We start from the raw sequence: 16921 nt of genomic DNA, 5'->3' as shown, positions 1-16921 counted from the left end.
GTAGTGCCAACCCACGTCGGACCGGTGCGTACCGGCCCGACGCCAAAAATCCCACGACCGCCGCCATGTCTCAGGATCTGGATCAAATTGTCGCCGATGCCCAGGCCGCCTTCGCTGCTGCCAACGACAACGCCACGCTGGAAAACGAAAAGGCCCGCTTCCTGGGCAAGACCGGCGCGCTGACCGAACTGCTCAAGGGCCTAGGCAAGCTCGACCCGGAAACCCGCAAGACGGAAGGCGCCCGCATCAACCAGATCAAGCAGCAGGTTGAAGCCGCCCTGCAGGCACGGCGCCAGGCGCTGGCCGATGCGCTGATGAACGCGCGCCTGGCCGCGGAGGCCATCGACGTCACGCTGCCTGGCCGTGCGGTCAGCCGCGGCAGCCTGCACCCGGTGATGCGCACGTGGGAGCGCGTCGAGCAGATCTTCGGCTCGATCGGTTTCGATGTGGCCGACGGCCCCGAGATCGAGACCGACTGGATGAACTTCACCGCGCTGAACAACCCGGACAACCACCCGGCGCGTTCGATGCAGGACACCTTCTATGTCGACGGCCGCGACAGCGAAGACAAGCTGCTGCTCCTGCGCACGCACACCAGCCCGATGCAGGTCCGCTACGCCAAGATGCATGTCGAGAAGTACGCCGGCAAGGCGATGCCGCCGATCAAGGTGATCTGCCCGGGCCGCACCTATCGCGTCGACAGCGACGCCACGCACTCGCCCATGTTCAACCAGGTCGAAGGCCTGTGGATCGGCGAGGACGTCAGCTTTGCCGACCTCAAGGGCGTGTACACCGATTTCCTGCGCAAGTTCTTCGAGCGCGATGACATCCAGGTGCGCTTCCGCCCGTCGTACTTCCCGTTCACCGAGCCGTCGGCAGAGATCGACATGGCCTTCGGCAATGGGAAGTGGCTGGAGATTTCCGGTTCGGGCCAGGTGCATCCGAACGTGCTGCGCAATATGGGCCTCGATCCCGAGCGCTACATCGGTTTCGCGTTCGGCTCCGGCCTCGAGCGCCTGACCATGTTGCGCTATGGCATCAACGACCTGCGCCTGTTCTTCGAGGGCGACGTGCGCTTCCTGCGCCAGTTCGCCTGACGCGCCGCCGTCCCCTCGTCAACGACCACACAGAATACTTACCGGATCAGAAGCGCCATGCAATTCTCGGAATCCTGGCTTCGCACCTTCGCCAACCCTGAAAAGATCTCCACCGACGCGCTGTCGCACACGCTGACCATGGCCGGCCTGGAAGTGGAAGAGGTGGGCTCGGTCGCGCCGCCGTTCGACAAGGTGGTGGTCGCGCGCGTGCTGTCGACCGAGCGCCATCCCAATGCCGACCGCCTCAACGTGTGCCAGGTCGATGCCGGCACCGGCGAGACCCTGCAGATCGTCTGCGGCGCGCCCAACGTCAAGCCCGGCATCCTGGTGCCGTGCGCACTGGTTGGCGCCGTGCTGCCCCCGTCCGAGGACGGGGGCCAGCCGTTCGAGATCAAGGTCGGCAAGCTGCGCGGCGTGGACAGCTACGGCATGCTGTGCTCGGCGCGCGAACTGAAGCTGTCGGAAGAGCACGGTGGCCTGCTGGTGCTGCCGGAAGACGCGCCGGTCGGCCAGAACATCCGCCAATACCTCGACCTGGATGACCAGATCTTTGTCATCAAGCTCACGCCGAACAAGGCCGACTGCCTGTCGATCCACGGTGTGGCGCGCGAAGTGTCGGCGCTGACCGGCGCCGCGCTGACGCTGCCCGAGATGACGCCGGTGGCGGTGACGATCCAGGACAAGCTGCCGGTCAAGGTATCGGCGCCGGACCTGTGCGGCCGCTTCTCCGGCCGCGTGATCCGCGGCGTCAATGCGCGCGCGGCCACGCCGGCATGGATGGTGCAGCGCCTGGAGCGCTCGGGCCAGCGCAGCGTTTCCGCACTGGTCGATATCTCGAACTACGTGATGCTGGAACTGGGACGTCCGTCGCACGTGTTCGACCTGAACAAGATCCACGGCGGCCTGGACGTGCGCTGGGGCCGCAAGGGCGAGCAGATCAAGCTGCTCAACGGCAATACCATCGAGGTCGACGAACAGGTCGGCGTGATCGCCGATGACAAGGAGATCGAAAGCCTGGCCGGCATCATGGGCGGCGACAGCACCGCCGTGACGCTGGACACCACGGACATCTATCTCGAGGCCGCATTCTGGTGGCCCGCTGCGATCCAGGGCCGCGGCCGCCGCTACAATTTCTCGACCGACGCCGGACACCGCTTCGAGCGCGGCGTTGACTATGCCACCACCGTCGAGCATATCGAGCGCATCACCGCTCTGATCCTCGAGATCTGCGGCGGCCAGGCCGGTCCGGTGGACGACCACGTGGTCAACCTGCCGCAGCGCAAGCCGGTCAGCCTGCGCGTGGCGCGCGCCGAGCGCGTGCTGGGCATCGAGCTGTCGCCGGCGGCCATCGCCGATGTATTCCAGCGCCTGCAGCTGCCGTTCGTGCGCACCCAGGGCGCCGAGGGCGAGGTCTTTGAAGTCACGCCGCCGAGCTACCGCTTCGATATCGAGATCGAGGAAGACCTGATCGAGGAAGTGGCCCGCATCTATGGTTTCGAGCGCATCCCGGCCCGTCCGCCGATCGCCGAGAGCGAGATGCGCCCGACCAACGAGGCCCGCCGCTCCGCCCACGTGGTGCGCCATGCCGTGGCCGCGCGCGACTACCAGGAAGTCATCAACTTCGCCTTCGTCGAAGAGAAGTGGGAGCGCGACTTCGCCGCCAACGACAACCCGATCCGCCTGCTGAACCCGATCGCCAGCCAATTGGCGGTGATGCGTTCGACGCTGATCGGCGGCCTGGTCGACAAGGTGCGCTACAACCTGAACCGCAAGGCTGCGCGCGTGCGCCTGTTCGAGGTGGGCCGCGTGTTCCATCGTGACGACAGCGTGAAGGACGGCGGCCTGACGGTGGCCGGCTACGATCAGCCGATAATGGCCGCGGGCATCGCCTATGGCTCGGCGTTCGAAGAGCAGTGGGGCATCCCGACGCGCAACGTCGACTTCTTCGACATCAAGGGCGATGTCGAGGCGCTGTTCCATCCGCGCGTGCCGCGCTTCGAGCCGGTATCGCACCCCGCGCTGCACCCGGGCCGCGCCGCGCGCGTGCTGCTCGACGGCAAGGCCGTGGGCGTGGTCGGCGAGCTGCATCCGCGCTGGCTGCAGGAATACGAGCTGACGCACGCCCCGGTCGTGTTTGAACTGGCGCTTGACGCGCTGCGCGACACCGGCCTGCCGGTGTACACCGAGATCTCCAAGTTCCCGGCCGCCGTGCGCGACCTGGCCGTGGTCGTGAAGCAATCGGTGCGCGTGCAGGACCTGCTCGACGCCATGCGCGCGGCACTGGAAAAGCAGGGCTACGGCCGCTACTGCCAGAGCCTGGTGGTGTTCGACGAGTTCCGTCCCAAGGGCGCTTCCGCTGCCATTGGCGCGGACGAGAAAAGCCTTGCGTTCCGGGTGACCTTGCAAGATACTGGGTCGACCCTCCAGGACGAAATCGTCGACAGCGCAGTGCGCTGCATGGTCGACGCGCTGACAGAGGCCTTCCAGGCCCGGCTGCGCGGCTAAGCCATCGCCAGTACGCGACAAGTACGCGACGGACACACGATAAACAAGGGCGCCCGGGCTTGCCCCGGGCGGATCGCCAGACACACACTTGAGCGATCGACATGAATGATCGAGACGCGAATTCCATGACCGCTGCAGCACTGGGTGAGATGAGCGACCGGCAGGCTTCCTCCCTTGACGACGCGATGCCGGATAACCGCGCGACCGAAGTTCCCACGCTGACCAAGGCCGAACTCGCCGAGATGCTGTTCGACCAGGTGGGCCTGAACAAGCGCGAATCGAAGGACATGGTCGAAGCCTTCTTCGACGTTATCCGCGAAGCGCTGGAGCAGGGCGACAGCGTCAAGCTGTCCGGTTTCGGCAACTTCCAGTTGCGCGACAAGCCGCAGCGGCCCGGCCGCAATCCCAAGACCGGCGAAGTCATTCCAATCACCGCGCGCCGCGTGGTCACGTTCCACGCCAGCCAGAAGCTCAAGGGCCTGGTGGAAGAGCGCGCAGGCATCGCCGGCTGACGCGTCACCCGAACGGCGGATTGCTTCCCGAAGCCGGCATCGGTATGCTTCTGGGCGCGCACCTGGTGCGCGCCAACCGCATGGCCGGCATGGCCTGACGCTCGTCTACACACCACATGTCGGACAAATCCAGCGATCGCATCGCGTTGCCGCCGATTCCGGCCAAGCGCTACTTCACCATCGGTGAGGTGAGCGAGCTTTGCGCCGTCAAGCCGCACGTCCTGCGCTATTGGGAGCAGGAGTTCACGCAACTCAAGCCCGTCAAGCGCCGCGGCAACCGCCGCTACTACCAGCACCATGAAGTCCTGCTGATCCGCCGCATCCGCGAGCTGCTCTACGAACAGGGCTTCACCATCAACGGGGCGCGCAACCGCCTCGATGAAGGCCGTCATCACAGTGGGGCAGCGGCAGCGCCTGAGGCCGCAGAGGTTGGCGAAGAAAACGCGGCGGCATTGTCGGTCGACATCAGCGGCCTGCGCAATGAACTGGTCGAAGTACAGCACCTGCTTGCGCAACTCCGGGAGATCGCGAAGCACGGATAATTTCGACGTCAGGAGCTAGTCATACGAGAAATGCTTCTGTTATAATCTTTTGCTTCGGGGCGTAGCGCAGCCTGGTAGCGTACCTGCATGGGGTGCAGGTGGTCGGAGGTTCAAATCCTCTCGCCCCGACCAGACAGAAACCCGCTTGGTGAATAGCCAAGCGGGTTTTTTATTTTCCGCGTGGAAATGGCCGGCCGGTGCGGTAACGCTTTGATACAGCCGTCGCCGATGCCCGTTGCTATGCTCTGCCATCCTCCTGACCGATTCCCCACTTATGTTCCGAAAGCTCTTTGTGGCTACCTTTGCGCTCCTCTGGCTGACGGCTGCGCCTGCCGCACGCGCCGATGACCGCGGCTACCCGAACGCCTATCGGGGCGGTGAGTACAAAGAGAAGTTCCGTAGCGGCCCTTGTGAAATCGAACGCGAACAGAAGCGCGATGGCGAATACAAGGAAGAGCGCAAATGCAAGGGCGGCCCGCGTGGCTATGAGCAGAAGCAGAAGTACCGCGACGGCTCTTGCCTGATCGAGCGCGAATGGAAGGACGACGGTGAATACGAAGAGAAGGTCGAATGCAAGCGTGGATGAGTGCATGACCCTTTGGTCCGCCAGCCGGGTGGCGTGGCTGGGCCGCAGCCCCATTGGCGGCTGCCCCCAATGCCGAATTCAGGCTTGCGCATCATGCCAGCACGGCATGCTGCCTGATCGACTCCAGCTTCTTCTCGCCGATCTTCGCCTTTGCCATTTCGGTGTCGAAGTGCGTCTGCAGGTTCATCCAACTCTGGGGATCGGTGCCGAAGAACGCACCAAGGCGTACAGCGGTGTCCGCCGTTATGGCGCGGCCACCCTTCACAATTTCATTGATACGGCGAGGCGGTACGTCGATGGCCTTGGCCAGGGCGTACTGAGAAATGCCGAGCGGGTCGAGCCAGTCCAGTTGAAGGATTTCTCCCGGGGTGGCCAGGGGTACTTCGCGTGCCATGGAGGCCTCCTTTCAGTGGTAGTCGACGATCTCGACGTCGGTTGCATGGCCATTGGCGAAGCAAAAGCAGATTCGCCATTGGTCGTTGATTCGGATGCTGTGCTGACCAGCCCGGTCCCCTTGCAGCGCTTCTAGCCTGTTACCCGGCGGGACTCGCAAAAAGCTGAGGTCGCCGGCCGCGTGCAACTGCTGGAGCTTGCGCATGGCAACAGATTCTATGTTGACGAACCGGGCGATCCGCGTGCCTGCGAAGAGCAGTGCCGTGTCGCGGCAGTTGAACGAAGTGATCATGGTCATATTAACGCGAAGCGTTAATAACGTAAAGCGTTATTACTGTTTCCCGTGCGGCCTTGTCGAGCGGTTCGATTTCGGGAGCCCGCTCCAGACCGGGGGTGATAGGCGAGCTTCTGTAGCCGCAGATATTGATCTGCATCCTGAGTGCCTGTTGGGCTATACGCGCTGCTCAGCCGTTGCCAGAAAAAACGGCGAGATACCCGGGTTCTCCCATCATGGCCCGCCGGGGCCCTGGCTTAGACTCGTGCCGCTGCACTTGCCAGCCCGCCCGCACCCCGCCGTGGCGGGCTGTTTTTTTTGGGGGGGCTAGCGCGCCAGCCTGCGCAACAGCGCGTCATGTCCGCTTGCCAGGCCGGCAACCGCCGTTGCGTCGGCCAGTTCGAAATCGCTGAACCGGAAGGCTGGTGCCACGGTGCAGCCGACCAGGGCGAAGTCCACGCCATCGTCCAGATCCACGCGTTCGGCGGCAAACCATAGTCCGGCGGGCACCATTGCCTGGAAGGCCGCGCCGGGATGCCGCAGCGGGTCGCCCAGGCGCTGCGTGACGATGGTGCCGTCCACGATCCGGTGCACGTCCACGGGGGAGCCTGCGTGGTAGTGCCAGAGTTCGTCGGACCGGATGCGATGCCACGCGGAATAGTCGTTGCCGCACAGCATGTAGTGGATTGCGGTGCAGGCTTCGCGCGTGCGCCCGTCCTGGCAGACGACCTGTTCTTCCCCGCGATAGGTTTCGCGGTAGTAGCCGCCTTCCGGATGTGGCTGCAGGTTTAGCGAGCGGATCAGTTGGCGGGCGGTCGGACTGAGGTCTGGCATGTGGGCAAGGGGCGTGGCGCATCGGGGATGCGGAAGCCGTAGCTTAAAGCAGCGCGAAGCGTGCCTGGCCGGGGCCGACAAGGGCGGGGCGGCTGACCGGGTAGCGGTGACGGGTGCCCTGGGCGTCGAAGGACAGGAAATCCGGCGTCCAGCGCAGCGCCTGCAGCTGGCGTGGCTCGATGCCGTCGACGAGGATGGCGCCGGCGCCCACGCAGACACTGCCGCAGGGCAGGCGCAGGGATTCGCTGTCGTCGCCGAAGTAGTAGGCCTCGAGCAGGATGGAATCGGACTGGTACAAGGGCATGGGGCAGTATCCGGATACTGTATGGATGTACAGTATAGCCCTGGCCGGCGGTTCGGTCATCCCCCACGATTCTCATTTTCGTGCGCCGGCACACTCTGTGGTGCTGTGCATTTGCCGCGTGGAAGCTGGTGGCAAGCGGTGTCGGTCTGTATTGGTATAACCTGAAAACGATGCCGGTCGCACAGCGTGGTCGTGCCAGGCCGGCAGGGTCGCTACGGGGGATGCCATGGCGAGGTGCGGGAGCAGGGCTTGCTGGTTTGGCTTGGGCGTGGTGCTGGGCGCGGCGGCGGGCGGTGCCTGCGCGATGTTGGTGCGCTCGGCCGCGGAGCAGCGGGTGCTGCGCCAGCGCGATGCGCCGCTGGTGCCGTCCGACCCCGCGGCGGATCAGGCGCTGACCGATACCGCCACCGACGTGGTGGAGTACGGCGGCTTCGTGATCCACGTGTATTGCCACGCGCTGGGCATGGGGCGGTTCAAGGCCCTGTGCGATATCTGGGAGTCGGGCGCCGTGGTGCTGGAGGGCGGCGCGCCGCCGGCCACGCACGCGACGCCTGAAGACGCGCGGGCCGCGGCGATTTCGTGGGCGCGGCAATGGGTGCAGCACAATGGCTGAAGGCGCCGCCGCGCAATCATCGCCATGACAGGAGATGCCGATGCACGCCTGTGACCTGTGTCATCAGCTGGTGGGCGAACCGTCCAGCGTGCCGCCGCACGAGAACCTGGCTGCCTCGGGCATGGCTGCGATGAGCAACCGCTGCAAGGTCGACAGCCGCTGGCGCTGCACTGGCTGCGGCGCCTGGATGTATCAGAGCACGGCATTGGGTGAGCCGCCGAATATGTGGCGAATGGGCCCGCGGCCGGCCGACTGGCCTGATAATCACGGCTGAGCAGGCATGGCCGCGCCGCCACCAGGCGGTGCGGCCATGCCCGGTATCGCGCCCGGCTCAGGCTCTCGGGCGTCTGTTTCAAGGAGAATTCATGTTTGTTTGTGGGAACCAGGCTTGCGGTGCGCGCTGGGAGCCGAATGAGGTGCAGATCCGCAATGAAGGGCAGGGTCCCGTGTTCCGCTGCCCGCAATGCGGTGCACGCAATCACGTCCAGGCACGCACCGCGCGCGACGGCAGCACGGTCTACCGCCAGGTGGCGGCGAAGCCGGCCCCGCGCTAGTCCGGACCGGCGGGCGGCACGCCATATCACCCCACGCTTGTGGGGTCAAATACACATGGCTGCTGCCTTAAGCTTGCTCAGGCGGGACCGTTATACACATCATGGACTTTGCCGACCCACCTCAAGACTCTGCTTCCAATGCCGAACGCATGGGCTGGGCGAACGCTTCGCCGGAAGTGATCGCCAAGGTATTGAATTCAGCACTGGCAGCGCAGGATCTCTCAGGGTTTGCCGCGCTGCTGTCGGATATCGCGCGCGACCGCGGCCTCAAGGGCGAGCGTGCCGCGCACCAGTCGATCTACGACATGCCGTACGCCAGCCTGCTGCCCAGGCAGAAGCACCTGCTTTCCGATGCCTTCGACCTGCTGGTCCTGCTCGGGCTGGAACTGCGCCCGCGTGGTGCCGACGCAGGCTTCGGCGGCGCTGCGGACATCGACACGGACGCAGAAGCAGACCAATAACCCCCGGCTGGACAGCGCCGCGCTATGCGCGTTCCAGCATACCGATTTCGCGCACCGCGACCGACAGCATCGACAGCCCAGCAGCCCCCGAGGCGCGCTGGTCGGCCAGCATGCGCGTAAAGCGTTCCAGCGCGCCATGACGGCTGGACCGCCACGCATCGATCATGGCTTCGGGCGTATCCAGTTCACCCGCCTGTGTCAGCACGCTGACGGTCAGTGCGCGCTTGAGCCGCCCCAGGTCTTCCAGCGTGGTGGTGCGTGCCAGCAGGTCCCAGTGCGTGTCCGATGGCAGCGCCAGCGCGCGCTCGCGCAGCCAGCTGAAGCTCAGGTGGCTGTCCAGCGCGAAATAGACCCCCGCCACCAGGTCCAGGCTGCGTTCGCACGCGGTGGCCACTTCGGCGATATCGAGCGCGGCAGCGGAGATCTCGCTGCCGGCCACGCGCACGGCCAGCGCTTCGTCGACCCCCGCATCCGTCAAGGCGCGGGTGCGCTCTGCCAGCGCCGTCGCATCGGCCGGCGGCAGCAGCCGCGGCAGTTGCGGTGCCAGCCATTGCGCTGCCTGGGCAAAGCGCGCCAGGTCCTCGGGGGCCTTGCTGCCGCTACGCAGATAGCGGATGAACCACAGGCACGCGCGCTCCAGCAGCAGCGCCACGGCCCCGAACATGCGCGCCTGCTCGGCATCGGCCACACGGTTGTCCAGCGCATCGATCTCCTGCCACAGGGTGGTCAGGCCGAAGACATCGCGTGCGATCAGGCAGGCGCGCACGATATCGGCCGGGCCTGCGTCGGTCTCTTCCATGATCCGGTGCACGAAGGTGGCGCCGATGCGGTTGACCAGCATATTGGTCAGGTGCGTCGACAGGATCTCGCGCCGCAGCGGGTGGCGCTGCATCGCGTCGGCGTAACGCTGGCGCAGCGGTACCGGGAAATAGTCCGACAGCAGTCCGGCAACCAGCGCGTCTTCCGGCACGTCGGAGGCCAGCAGTTCGTCGTACAGCCACATCTTGCTGTAGGCAAGCAGCACCGCACGTTCGGGCGATGCCAGGCCTTCCTCGGCCAGCTTGCGCTCGGCGATTTCCTCCTCCGAAGGCAGGAACTCCAGCGGGCGGTTGAGCCGCCCGGCGCGCTCCAGCCAGCGCACCAGGCGCGCCTCGCCGTCGAGCAGCGCGGGGCTGCTGCGCCCGGCCACGGACAGTGCCTGGGTCTGGTAGTAGTTGTCCTGCAGCACCAGCAGGCCGACCTCGTCGGTCATCTCGGCCAGCAGCTTGTTGCGCTGCTTCTCGGTCATTTCGCCGTCTGCAACCACCAGTCCGAGCAGGATCTTGATATTGACCTCGTGGTCCGAGCAATCCACCCCGGCCGAGTTGTCGATGGCATCGGTGTTGATGCGACCGCCGTTGCGCGCGAACTCGATGCGGCCCAGCTGGGTGAAGCCGAGGTTGCCGCCTTCGCCGACCACCTTGCAGCGCAGGTCGTTGCCATTGACGCGCACCGCGTCGTTGGTGCGGTCGCCGGCCTGCAGGTGGGTTTCCTGGCTGGACTTGACGTAGGTGCCGATGCCGCCGTTGTAGAGCAGATCGACCGGCGCCATCAGGATGGCGTGGATCAGCTCGGCCGGCGACAGCGTGGCTGCCGTGACCCCCAGCACTGCCTGCACCTGTGGCGACAGCGCGATGGTCTTGGCGCTGCGCGGATAGATGCCGCCGCCGGCGGAGATCAGCGTGGCGTCGTAGTCGGCCCAGCTGGAGCGGGGCAGGCCGAACAGCCGCGTGCGTTCCTGCAGGCTCCTTGCCGTGTCCGGGTCGGGATCGAGGAAGATATGCCGGTGGTCGAAAGCCGCCACCAGCCGGATATGCGGCGACAGCAGCATGCCGTTGCCGAACACGTCGCCCGACATGTCGCCGACGCCGGCCACGGTGAAGTCCGTGGTCTGGATATCGACACCCATCTCGCGGAAATGCCGCTTGACCGATTCCCACGCACCGCGCGCGGTAATGCCCATCTTCTTGTGGTCATAGCCGACCGAGCCCCCGGACGCAAAGGCATCGCCCAGCCAGAAGCCGTACTCGGCCGAGATCGCGTTGGCGAAGTCGGAGAACGTCGCGGTGCCCTTGTCGGCGGCCACCACCAGGTAGGGGTCGTTGGCGTCGTGGCGCACCACCTCGGGTGGCGGCACCAGCTGGCCGCCGACGAGGTTGTCGGTCAGGTCCAGCAGCCCGCGCAGGAAGGTCTGGTAGCAGGCAATGCCCTCTTGCAGGAAAGCATCGCGGTCGGTGGGCGGGGGCGGGCGCTTGACCACGAAGCCGCCCTTGGAGCCCACCGGCACGATCACCGTGTTCTTGACCATCTGCGCCTTCATCAGTCCCAGCACTTCCGTGCGGAAGTCCTCGCGCCGGTCTGACCAGCGCAGTCCGCCGCGGGCCACGCGCCCGCCGCGCAGGTGCACGCCCTCAACGCGCGGCGAGTAGACCCAGATCTCGAACATCGGGCGCGGCTCGGGCAGGCCGGGGACCAGCGCGGGATTGAACTTGAACGATACATAGGGGCGCGGCTGGCCTTCCTCGCCACGGTGGAAATAGTTAGTGCGCACGGTGGCGTTGATCACGCCCAGGAAGAGCCGCAGGATGCGGTCCTCGTCCAGGTTGGGCACCTTGTCCAGCGCCGCGCCGATATCGGCCAGCAGCTTGTCGCAGCGCGCCTGGCGGGCGGTGTCGGTGGCGACCTCGCTGAAGGTGTCGAAGCGCGCCACGAAGAGGCCGACCAGCATGGCGGCAATGGCCGCGTTGCCGGTCAGCGCGCGCTCGATATAGGCGTCGCTGAAGGTCGAGCCGACCTGGCGCAGGTAGCGGGCATAAGCGCGCAGGATGGTGACGTCGCGCGCGGCCAGCTCGGCGCGCAGCACCAGGCGGTTGAAGTCGTCGTTCTCGATCTCGCCGTGCCAGGCGCGCGCGAAGGCATCCTCGAACAATGCCTTGACGCGTGCGATATCGAATTCCGCCGCGCCGCCGCTGTCGGCAATCTCCAGCCCGAAGTCGTGCACCCATACCGGCGTGCCGCTGTCGGGTTCGATCAGGTAGGGGCGCTCTTCATCCACGCGCACGCCCAGGTGTTCCAGCATGGGCAGGCTGTGCGACAGCGCGATCGGCTCGCCGGCACGGTACACCTTGAAGCGGAACACCCCCGGCGCGGCCTCGATCGGCCGGTACAGGTTCATCGCCATGCCGTTGCCGCGCAGCGCGTGCTCCATCAGCTCGATATCGCGCACCGCGGTGCGGGCCGGATAGTCCTCACGGTAACCGGCGGGGAACGAGCCGCCGTAGCGCTGCAGCAGCCGGTTGCCTTGCTCTTCGCCGTGGCTTTCATGCAAGGCTTCGGCGAGATCGTCCTGCCAGCGGCGGCTGGCGTGCACGATGCGCGCCTCCAGCTCACGCGTATCAACATGCGGCATGGTGCCGGGCTCGCCGCGCACGGTCAGCTGGATGCGCGCCAGCGGCGACTCGGACAGCAGCGGCGTGAACTCGCAGCTGGTGCCGTGGAAGGCCGCGGTCAGCAGCCTCTGGATCTTCTGGCGCAGGTCGGTGTTGTACTTGTCGCGCGGCACGAACACCAGGCACGAGACAAAGCGGTCGAAGCGGTCGCGCCGTACAAAGAGCCGGGTGCGCTGGTGTTCCTGCAGCCGCAGGATGCCGGTGGTGATGTCGAACAGTTCATCCTCGGTGGCCTGGAACAGTTCATCGCGCGGATATTGCTCAAGGATGGTCACCAGCGACTTGTACAGGTGCCCCTTGGCCAGGAAGCCCGCGCGCGCCAGGATATTGGCGCACTTGAGCCGCACCAGCGGAATTTCCGCGATCGGCGCCGTATAGGCAGTCGAGGTGTACAGGCCGACAAAGCGCCGCTCGCCGAACAGCTGCCCCTTTTCATCGAGCAGCTTGACGCCGACATAGTCGAGATAGCCCGGCCGGTGCACGGTGGCGCGCGAATTGGCCTTGGTCAGGAAGATCGGCGAGGCCCCTTCGATGATCGCGGTGGCCGCGGCGGGCAGCAGCGTGAGGTCTTCGGCATCAGGCTCGCGCAGGCTTTCGCGCAGGATGCCCGCGCCCGAGCCCGGCACGCCGCGCAGGAAGTAGCGGCCGTCCTGCGACACCAGCTGGTAGTCACGCTGGCCGAGGAAGGAGAAGTGGTCATCCATCATCCAGTCCAGGAAGGCGCGCGCCTCGGCGCTTTCCGGCGCGGCCGCGTCGGGCGCCTGCGCCATGGCGGCGATGGTGGCCTGGGTGATGCCGCACATCTTCGACCAGTCTTCCACCGCAGCGCGCACGTCGACCAGCACCTGCGCAATGCCGCTGCGCAGCGCCTCCAGCCGCGCGGCCTCGCCGCTGCGGTCGATCTCGAAATGGATAAAGGATTCCAGGCGCGAGCTGTCCCCGGCCTCGCCGGCGCCGCCCGGGGCGATCCGCTCGATGCCGCCGCGCGCGTCGCGCCAGACCCGGAACACGGGATGGATGGCCGAGTGCAGCGCCAGTCCCTGCCGGTTGATCTCCATCGTCACCGAGTCGACCAGGAAGGGCATGTCGTCATTGACGATCTCGACCACGGTGTGGTCCGAGTGCCAGCCGTGCTCTTCCAGGTTGGGGTTGTAGACGCGGATGCGCGCATTGCCGGGGGTGAACTTCTGTGCGGTCTGCCAGTGCGCCATCACGGCACCGTAGAGATCGTCGACGTCGCGCTGGAGCAAGTCTTCGGCGTCGGCCTGGTCGTAGTAGTGCAGCAGGAAGGGCTCGACCACGGCGAACATTGCCGCCGGCAGCCGCTCGCGCGCGAAGCCGGCCAGTTCGTCCAGCAGGTGCGCGACCTTGTCTTCGTTCTCCTGCGGCATGATCCCTCCTCGCGGTGTCGATGGGCGGCCCGCGGCATGTGCCGGGGCATGCTCATACTTTAGGAAAAAACCGCATGCCCGGCGCAAGAAAAGTGGCGGGTATGAGAATGGCGCGTGAAGAAAAGGGTCGGTTCCCGCGGCTGCCCGCGGGACCGGCTTGCGCGGCGCTCAGAGGCGCGTGGCGGCGAGGGTGGGGCAGGTGGTGGGGCGGTGGGCGACCGGCGGCAGGCCGGGGCAATGCGAGGGCGCGGCGGCTGTCTCCTGCCGGGCGGCTTCGGTGCCCGCGCGAACCTGGCGCGTGGTGTGGTCGCTAAGCGTGGTCTTCATCCGCTCCAGCAGGGAGCCCAGCGCAACACGCTCTTGCGAACTGAACGCCGCCACTGACACGCTGTGCAGCGCGCTGAGGGCCTGCGCGGTGCGCTGCAGCCGGCTGGCTGCGCTATCTGCAATGCGGGGCGCCTGGGTGCCTGCGTACTCGATCCAGCCGTCGCGCTGCAGTTCATCCAGCATCGTCTCGGAACGCGCGACATCGATCGGCATCGGGCCGGTCAAGGGCGAGCCGCGCACGAAGGCGTCCTGGCGGATGGCCCGCAACAGAAGCCACTGGGCGTAGTTCAGGCCAGAGGCGCACAGCGTCTGTTCCAACGCACTTTGCCAGGCGGTTACGGCATCAACCAGGGCAAGGACAACCGGCTCGCTGGGTTCGAGGGGTCTTGGCTGCATGAATGGCGTCTCCTGTTTTGGTTTGCCGCCACTGCGATGCGCTGGCATCCGTCGCACGGATACCAGGGGCCGGAGCATGGCCGGCCCGGGCGGCACGGACGCCGCAGCCTCTCTGGCGGGGCACGGTCGACCGATGGGGCAGACACTACCAGAAACCTTTGCCGGCAATGTGACAGCGAGGGAATGCCCTGTGGCATCACAGGGACATAGTGGCCCGCACGTCTCCCAGCATTGTTTTAGCTATGAATAAAGCGACTGGAAACTATGACTTTAAATCGCAGCCAGAATGTATGCGGCTGGCTACACTGCCTGCCGGAGACCCCGCCAACGAGCCTTCAGGCCAGCAGGGGCGCGCGGCGCGGGCACAGGCCCGGCCGCCAGACCGGAGATAAGGATGTACAAGGAACGCATTCGCCTGGCCAGGCTGCACGACAAGGTAGTTTCGGCCGACGAAGCCGCCGCGCTGATCCGCGACGGCATGACGGTAGGCATGAGCGGCTTCACGCGCGCGGGCGACTGCAAGGAAGTCCCGTTTGCGCTGGCGCGGCGGGCGGCAACCGAGCCACTGCGCATCACGCTGATGACCGGCGCCTCGCTGGGCAACGATATCGACCGGGTACTGGCAGAGGCCGACGTGATTGCGCGCCGCCTGCCGTTCCAGTCCGACGCCACGCTGCGCCGCAAGATCAACGCCGGCGAAGTGATGTTCATCGACCAGCACCTGTCCGAGACCGTGGAGCAACTGCGCTCCGGCCAGATCGCGCCGGTGGACGTTGCGGTGGTGGAAGCGGTGGCGATCACCGAGCAGGGCGGCATCATCCCCAGCACCTCGGTCGGCAACTCGGCCAGCTTCGCCATGCTGGCGCGCAAGGTGATCGTCGAGATCAACCTGAACATGCCGCTGGAGCTGGAAGGGCTGCACGACATCTACTTCCCCGTGCAGCGTCCGTACCGCCAGCCGATCCCGCTGATCGCGCCCGAGCAGCGCATTGGCCTGCCGTATATCCCCATCGATCCCGAGAAGATCGCGGCCATCGTCATCACCGCCAAGGACGACAGCCCGTCCAACGCGCTGCCGCCGGACGCCGAAACGCGCAGTATCGCCGGCCATCTCAACGATTTCCTGCTGCGCGAAGTCCGCGCCGGCAGGCTCTCGCCCTCGCTGCAGCCGCTGCAGGCGGGCATTGGCACCATTGCCAACGCGGTGTTGCACGGCATGGTCGATTCACCGTTCCGCGACCTGCAGATGTATTCCGAGGTGCTGCAGGACAGCACCATCGAACTTCTGGATGCGGGGCGCCTGGCGTTTGCCTCGGCCTCTTCGGTGACGCTGACGCGCGAGGTGTACCAGCGCTTCCTGTCGAACCTGGACCGCTATCGCTCGCGCCTGGTGCTGCGTCCGCAGGAGATCAGCAACCATCCGGAAATCCTGCGCCGGCTCGGGCTGATCACCATCAATACGGCGCTGGAGTGCGACATCTACGGCAACGTCAACTCCACGCATGTGGGGGGCACGCACATGATGAACGGCATCGGCGGCTCCGGCGATTTTGCGCGCAATGCGCACCTGTCGGTATTCGTGACCAAGTCCGTGGCCAAGGGCGGCGATATCTCCAGCATCGTGCCGATGGTGGCGCACGTGGACCATACCGAGCACGACGTCGACATCATCGTCACCGAGCACGGCCTGGCCGACCTGCGCGGCCTGGCGCCGCGCGAACGCGCGCGCACGATCATCGCCAACTGTGCCGACCCGCAATACCGCGAGCTGCTGGGCGACTACTTCCGGCGTGCCAGCACCCATGGCGGCCAGACCCCGCACCTGCTGGAAGAGGCGCTGTCCTGGCATGTCGGCTTCCGCGACCGCGGCACCATGCAGCCCGCGCAGCCGGCCCAGGCAATGGCAGCCTGAGCGCGGCCCCCGCCAGAAAGCAAAACAGCCCGCGCAAGCGGGCTGTTTGCCTTGGTGCCGCCGGTTGGCGGCGGGGCAGGTTTACTGCGCCTTGCCGCCCTGGCTGGCGGGTGCCTTGGCGCCGTCGGTGTACGGATCGGCCTTGCCGGCCTTGGCGCCGTCGGTGTACGGATCGAACTTGCCGGCCTTGGCGCCATCCGTGTTCGGGTCGAACTTCTTGCCCGAGTTGGTCAGGTCCGACTTGGTCGATTGCTTGGCGCCATCGGTGTACGGGTCGAACTTGCCGGACTTGGCCGGGTTCTGGTTCGGGCTGGCTTTCTTGGTGTGGCTGCCACCGTAGAGATCGCCGCCTTCGGTGTAGTTCTTCTGCGCGTAGACCTGCGTCGCGCCCAGCGCGGCCAGTGCTGCAACGATCAGGGTCGAAACGGTCTTCTTCAGCATCTTGCTTATCCTCGCGATTGACGGTCGCGCAGCGCCTGCGCGAATCCGGTTTTGGGGCCGAGCTTGGCCGGTGACGGCCGGGCACATGTGGCGGAACACCCGGTAAATGTACCGAGTCAGCGCTTGTCCGCAAAGTGAAAGTTTCTTCTACAAGTATTGAACACCGATGGCGTTGCCTGCGTACTGCGCCGGATCAAATGCAACGATCCTGAGGTAGATGTGGGTGACCCATGGCCCATTTTCAACCACCAGCCATAAAAAAACCGGCTGCCAGGTGGCAGCCGGTCATGA

General features: G+C 66.0%; 17 protein-coding genes and 1 tRNA gene. 11 read left to right on the top strand and 7 right to left on the bottom strand.

Annotated elements, in window-relative coordinates; all coding sequences use genetic code 11:
* Positions 1-65 precede the first annotated feature (65 nt).
* The 6 genes from pheS (at position 66) to AC07UK_RS26970 (ending at position 5242) form a co-directional block, all read left to right on the top strand.
* Complete coding sequence (pheS, locus tag AC07UK_RS26995; protein ID WP_010813101.1) at positions 66-1097, top strand: phenylalanine--tRNA ligase subunit alpha; 1032 nt, start codon at positions 66-68, stop codon at positions 1095-1097.
* A 57-nt stretch (positions 1098-1154) separates the two neighbouring features.
* Positions 1155-3602: a phenylalanine--tRNA ligase subunit beta gene (gene pheT, locus AC07UK_RS26990; protein ID WP_494686826.1), complete on the top strand. Its 2448-nt coding sequence runs from the start codon at positions 1155-1157 to the stop codon at positions 3600-3602.
* A gap of 101 nt (positions 3603-3703) precedes the next feature.
* Positions 3704-4114 carry an integration host factor subunit alpha gene (locus tag AC07UK_RS26985; RefSeq protein ID WP_013956330.1) on the top strand — a complete coding sequence of 137 codons (411 nt, stop codon included), beginning with the start codon at positions 3704-3706 and terminating at the stop codon, positions 4112-4114.
* Between the two features lie 116 nt (positions 4115-4230).
* On the top strand, positions 4231-4656 hold the full coding sequence (locus AC07UK_RS26980) for a MerR family transcriptional regulator (protein WP_013956331.1): 426 nt from the start codon (positions 4231-4233) through the stop codon (positions 4654-4656).
* Positions 4657-4711: 55 nt separating this feature from the next.
* Positions 4712-4788, top strand: a tRNA-Pro gene (locus AC07UK_RS26975).
* 142 nt (positions 4789-4930) lie between these two features.
* Positions 4931-5242 carry a hypothetical protein gene (locus AC07UK_RS26970; RefSeq protein WP_494686825.1) on the top strand — a complete coding sequence of 104 codons (312 nt, stop codon included), beginning with the start codon at positions 4931-4933 and terminating at the stop codon, positions 5240-5242.
* Between the two features lie 91 nt (positions 5243-5333).
* On the opposite strand, the gene AC07UK_RS26965 is transcribed toward AC07UK_RS26970, so the two are convergent.
* The 4 genes from AC07UK_RS26965 to AC07UK_RS26950 form a co-directional block, all read right to left on the bottom strand.
* A complete protein-coding gene (locus tag AC07UK_RS26965; RefSeq protein ID WP_436221325.1) occupies positions 5334-5636 on the bottom strand; it encodes a HigA family addiction module antitoxin in 303 nt (100 codons plus the stop codon).
* A 12-nt stretch (positions 5637-5648) separates the two neighbouring features.
* Positions 5649-5927, bottom strand: coding sequence for a type II toxin-antitoxin system RelE/ParE family toxin (locus AC07UK_RS26960; protein WP_494686836.1), 279 nt, complete (start codon positions 5925-5927; stop codon positions 5649-5651).
* Between the two features lie 309 nt (positions 5928-6236).
* On the bottom strand, positions 6237-6743 hold the full coding sequence (locus AC07UK_RS26955; protein ID WP_436221326.1) for a cupin domain-containing protein: 507 nt from the start codon (positions 6741-6743) through the stop codon (positions 6237-6239).
* A gap of 43 nt (positions 6744-6786) precedes the next feature.
* Positions 6787-7047 carry a hypothetical protein gene (locus AC07UK_RS26950; RefSeq protein WP_035817461.1) on the bottom strand — a complete coding sequence of 87 codons (261 nt, stop codon included), beginning with the start codon at positions 7045-7047 and terminating at the stop codon, positions 6787-6789.
* A 304-nt stretch (positions 7048-7351) separates the two neighbouring features.
* Between AC07UK_RS26950 and AC07UK_RS26945 the strand changes: the two genes are divergently transcribed.
* The 4 genes from AC07UK_RS26945 (at position 7352) to AC07UK_RS26930 (ending at position 8675) form a co-directional block, all read left to right on the top strand.
* On the top strand, positions 7352-7660 hold the full coding sequence (locus AC07UK_RS26945) for a DUF6566 family protein (protein WP_436221327.1): 309 nt from the start codon (positions 7352-7354) through the stop codon (positions 7658-7660).
* A 40-nt stretch (positions 7661-7700) separates the two neighbouring features.
* Positions 7701-7934 carry a hypothetical protein gene (locus tag AC07UK_RS26940; protein WP_035817458.1) on the top strand — a complete coding sequence of 78 codons (234 nt, stop codon included), beginning with the start codon at positions 7701-7703 and terminating at the stop codon, positions 7932-7934.
* Positions 7935-8025: 91 nt separating this feature from the next.
* Entirely contained in the window at positions 8026-8214 is a 189-nt protein-coding gene (locus AC07UK_RS26935; RefSeq protein ID WP_018310329.1) for a hypothetical protein, read from the top strand.
* A gap of 101 nt (positions 8215-8315) precedes the next feature.
* On the top strand, positions 8316-8675 hold the full coding sequence (locus tag AC07UK_RS26930; protein ID WP_436221328.1) for a hypothetical protein: 360 nt from the start codon (positions 8316-8318) through the stop codon (positions 8673-8675).
* Positions 8676-8697: 22 nt separating this feature from the next.
* Here AC07UK_RS26930 and AC07UK_RS26925 read toward each other — a convergent pair whose 3' ends face one another.
* A complete protein-coding gene (locus AC07UK_RS26925) occupies positions 8698-13554 on the bottom strand; it encodes an NAD-glutamate dehydrogenase (protein WP_494686824.1) in 4857 nt (1618 codons plus the stop codon).
* Positions 13555-13722: 168 nt separating this feature from the next.
* Positions 13723-14277, bottom strand: coding sequence for a winged helix DNA-binding protein (locus AC07UK_RS26920; RefSeq protein WP_436221330.1), 555 nt, complete (start codon positions 14275-14277; stop codon positions 13723-13725).
* Between the two features lie 394 nt (positions 14278-14671).
* On the opposite strand from AC07UK_RS26920, the gene scpC reads away from it, so the two are divergent.
* Positions 14672-16189 (top strand): succinyl-CoA:acetate CoA-transferase ScpC, encoded by a 1518-nt coding sequence (gene scpC, locus AC07UK_RS26915; protein ID WP_494686823.1) that lies wholly within the window; start codon positions 14672-14674, stop codon positions 16187-16189.
* 81 nt (positions 16190-16270) lie between these two features.
* On the opposite strand, the gene AC07UK_RS26910 is transcribed toward scpC, so the two are convergent.
* Positions 16271-16630 (bottom strand): hypothetical protein, encoded by a 360-nt coding sequence (locus AC07UK_RS26910; protein ID WP_010813085.1) that lies wholly within the window; start codon positions 16628-16630, stop codon positions 16271-16273.
* Between the last annotated feature and the right edge of the window lie 291 nt (positions 16631-16921).

The organism is Cupriavidus sp. GW821-FHT07C08 (genome assembly GCF_059419025.1).
This window is presented reverse-complemented; position numbering and strand designations above follow the sequence as displayed.